The 4,010-nt window shown below is 66.7% G+C and carries 1 protein-coding gene and 2 pseudogenes; 1 reads left to right on the top strand and 2 read right to left on the bottom strand.

Annotated elements, in window-relative coordinates; genetic code table 11:
- Together BN903_RS17160 and BN903_RS03960 are read right to left on the bottom strand one after the other, a co-directional pair.
- A pseudogene (locus BN903_RS17160) lies at positions 1–425 on the bottom strand (peptidase S8 and S53 subtilisin kexin sedolisin); the annotation flags it as partial.
- Between the two features lie 153 nt (positions 426–578).
- Positions 579–2,318, bottom strand: a complete 1,740-nt coding sequence (locus BN903_RS03960; protein WP_048076505.1) for a tRNA uridine(34) 5-carboxymethylaminomethyl modification radical SAM/GNAT enzyme Elp3 — start codon at positions 2,316–2,318, stop codon at positions 579–581.
- A 160-nt stretch (positions 2,319–2,478) separates the two neighbouring features.
- On the opposite strand from BN903_RS03960, the pseudogene thiC reads away from it, so the two are divergent.
- Positions 2,479–3,875: pseudogene (thiC, locus tag BN903_RS03955) on the top strand (phosphomethylpyrimidine synthase ThiC).
- The last annotated feature ends 135 nt before the right edge of the window (positions 3,876–4,010 follow it).

Here is a 4,010-nt window from a genome sequence, read left to right as displayed (position 1 = left end):
ATCGCGACGCGCGTTCCTTCCCCGGTCGCGTACTCGTGGGCCCCGAAGGCGTCAGTGATCTCCTTGTCCCACTGGAGGTCGGTCAGCGCGGCACCGTCCTTCGGTGCGGTCCCGTCGTCGGCCTCAGCGTCGACCTCCGGCTCGTCGAGCTCGACCGTCACGTCGGGGTTCGCCGCCGAGACGCCGCCGACCGATTCGAGGTCCCCCGCCGCGCCTTCCGGTCCCGTAACCACGAGGACCGATCCCTCGGCGAGCTCGTGTCGCACAGAAAAGCCGGCGTCCACGACCGCGTCACGTGTGCCGTTCCCGTTTGTACGAACGATATACTGTACGTCTCCGTCGGCGGCAGACGCCGGTCCCGTGACCGTCGCCGTTACGCCGATGCCCGCAACGCCTTTTATGAACGTCCGTCGTCCGTAATTCATGACAATATTCCTCGTGAAACGAGGTATCAATCATCAGGACTAATCAATAATAAAAGTTGTATATGGCTGATTGATTATCCGGTTACTGCCTGAATAATCTCTATTTCCCCTCCGAAACAAACCGATTGTGGCCGTTAGTGCGCGAGTGGCCGATCAGATCCGCTTCGACACGTACGGCCCGTCCTGTCGGTAGCCGAGCTTCTCGCGGTAGTACTCCCGAGCGCCGATCCCGGAGATCACCGCTATCTTTCGGTAGCCCGCCTCGCGGGCCAGCTCCTCGGCGCGTTCGAGCAGTCGGGTGCCGTATCCCTGATGCTGCCAGTCGCCGTCGCCGCCGATGCCGACCTCGGTGCCGTACACGTGGAGTTCGCGCACGAGGGCGGCGTCTTCGAGTTCGGGGCGGATCGGGTCGCTTTCGGTGCCCGGCGCGCCCGGCTGGTCCGGCGCGAACGAGGGGAACCGCAGCCGACAGAAGCCGACGAGCAGGTCGCGGACGGGGTCCTCGAAGGCGATGAAGTGTTCCGTCCCGCCGCCGGCCTCGTAGGTGGTGACCGAGAGCTCGACGTCGTCCGGGTCCGGGTCGGCGTCGTTGTGCCCCACCTCGCGGGCGCGGATGTCGCGCTGGACGATCCCCTTGTCCTCGGCGCGCTGGGCCGCCAGCTGGCGGAGGTTCGACTTCTGGACGCCGGCGTCGATGAAGTCCGCGGGGATGTCGCGCTGGACGCGCTGGAGACGGGTGTACTTCGGGATCAGGTCCATCACCTCGGCGACGACGTCGGCCGCCTCCTCGCTCGTGAGCGGGTCGAAGTCGTCGCGCCGCCAGCGGTCGTACACGCGCGTGCCCTCGACGACGAGCGTGGGGTAGATCTTCAGGTAGTCCGGCCGCCAGTCGGGGTTGTCGAACAGCTGCCGAAAGTCCTCGATACACATCTCGCGGGTCATCCCCGGCTGGCCCGGCATCATGTGGAAGCCGACCTTGAACGCGGCGTCGCGCAGCCGGCGGTTGGCGTTCCGACTCGCCTCGTTGCCGTGCCCGCGGTGCATCTCGCGGTTGATCCGCTCGTAGGTGGTCTGGACGCCGACCTCGACCTTGGTCCCGCCCAGATCGAGCATGCGGTCGATCTGCTCGGGGTCACACCAGTCAGGCTTCGTCTCGAAGGTGGTGCCGATGTTGCGGATTCCATTCGTCTCGTTTTCGGCGATCACGTCTTCGAGGTACTCGAACTCGGTCCCGTCGGGCTCGGGCGCAAACGACTCGCCCTCGGCCGGTTCGGGCTCTTTGTCGAGGTCGTAGTCGTTCATCGCCTGAAGCGCGCGCTTCACGAACCACTCCTGGTAGTCGTGCGAGCGCGCCGTCATCGTCCCGCCCATCAGAATCAGCTCCACCTTGTCGACCGGGTGGCCGATCTTCCGGAGCTGTTCGAGCCGGAGCGTCACCTGTCCGTACGGGTCGTAGTCGTTCTGCTCGCCGCGCGCCGCGGCCGGCTCGTGGCCCGTGTACGACTGCGCCGAGGAGAACTCCGAGGCCGGCCCGCCGGGACAGTAGAGGCACTTCCCGTGCGGACACAGCTTCGGCGAGGTCATGATCGCGACCGGCGAGACGCCCGAAGCGGTCCTGACGGGCTTGCGCTGGACCACCTCGATCACGTCGTCGCGGTGTTCCGCCGGGGCGTGGTCGAGGATCTCGGTGTTCTTCGGCACCTTCGGCGAGGAGAACTCCGAGCAGGCGTCGAGCTTGGCGCGTTCGAGGTCGTCGCGCTCGATCTCGCCCGCGAGGATGCGGTCGACGAGGTGTTCGCAGGTCCGGACGAACGCCTCGGGCTCGTCGCCACGGGAGTCGCCGTCGCCCGTCGCGGTTTCGGCGTCCGCGTCGTCCGCCGCGTCTGTACTCATTACCCTTCGATCGACGAGTTTCGGGGTTAAGCGTGTCGCACCCCGCCCCGATCGGACGGCGGAGGTACCACCGAAGAGTATATTAATTAGTGGTATAACCGAGTGATTGATGAACGCGACACAGATCGAACTGGCCCGAGACGGAGAGGTCACGCCGGCGATGGAGCGCGTCGCAGAGCGCGAGAACTGCGAGGCGGCGTTCGTCCGACGGCGGGTCGCGGAGGGGCGAGCGGTGATTCCGAACAACCACGGTCACGACTCGCTCGATCCGATGGTCATCGGCGACGACTTCTCGACGAAGGTCAACGCCAACATCGGCAACAGCGAGTCGACGAGCGACCTCGACGCGGAGCTGCGGAAGCTCCACGCCGCCGTCCACTACGGGGCCGACACCGTCATGGACCTCTCGACGGGCGATCGGTTGGACGAGACCCGCGAGGCGAACGTCGCGTATTCGCCGGTGCCGGTCGGAACGGTCCCGATATACGAGGCGGTGAAACGGGCGGAGAGTCCGGGCGATATCACTCACGAGCTACTGCTCGACGTGATCGGGAAGCAGGCCGAACAGGGCGTCGATTACATGACGATTCACGCGGGCGTGTTGCTGGAACACCTCCCGCTGACCGACGGTCGAAAGACCGGGATCGTCTCGCGGGGCGGATCGATCCTCGCCCAGTGGATCGAGGAGAACGGGGCGCAAAATCCCCTGTACGCGAAGTTCGAGGAGATCTGTGAGATCTTCGCGGAACACGACGTGACGGTCTCGCTGGGGGACGGCCTCCGTCCCGGATGTCTGGCCGACGCGAGCGACGAAGCGCAGTTCGCCGAGCTCGAAACCCTCGGCGAACTCACTCGGGTCGCACGGGACCACGGCGTCCAGGTGATGGTGGAGGGTCCGGGCCACGTCCCGATGGACGAGATCGCCGACAACGTCGACCGGCAACGGGAGGTGTGCGACGGTGCGCCCTTCTACGTCCTCGGACCCCTCGTGACCGATATCGCCCCGGCTACGACCACATCACGAGCGCGATCGGCGCGACCGAGGCGGCGCGTGCGGGCGCGGCGATGCTGTGTTACGTCACGCCGAAAGAGCACCTCGGTCTCCCCGACGCGGAGGACGTGCGAGACGGGCTCGCGGCGTATCGGATCGCAGCTCACGCCGCCGATGTCGCCGACGACCGCCCGGGTGCGCGCGACTGGGACGACGCCCTCTCCGAGGCGCGCTACGAGTTCGACTGGGCCCGGCAGTTCGATCTCGCGCTCGACCCGGAGCGCGCACGGGACTACCACGATCAGACGCTTCCCGGAGACAACTACAAGGAAGCCCGGTTCTGCTCGATGTGCGGCGCGGAGTTCTGCTCGATGCGCATCGACCAAGACGCGCGGGACGCGGACGGGGAGATGTCCGACATCAGCGGCGAGACCGACCTCGACGCGTCCGCCGCCGCGGCGGTGAACGTTCCCCCGGTCGGTGTCCACGATACCGACCGGGTCCCGGACGAGATCGAGATCGGAGGGGTCACGTTCACGCCGGACACGGGACGAGCGGACGATTGAAGCCGCCCGGCGGCCGGGAGGGGCCACCGTGCGGATCCGCTCGTTTTAGGTCGGTTGGACCGTACCGCGGGAACGTGTTACGCAAGGATCTCCTGCGCGTCTCCCGGGCGGGCGGCGGCTACCGGCCCCAGTTCA

The sequence above is a fragment of the Halorubrum sp. AJ67 genome, from assembly GCF_000513435.1.
This window is presented reverse-complemented; position numbering and strand designations above follow the sequence as displayed.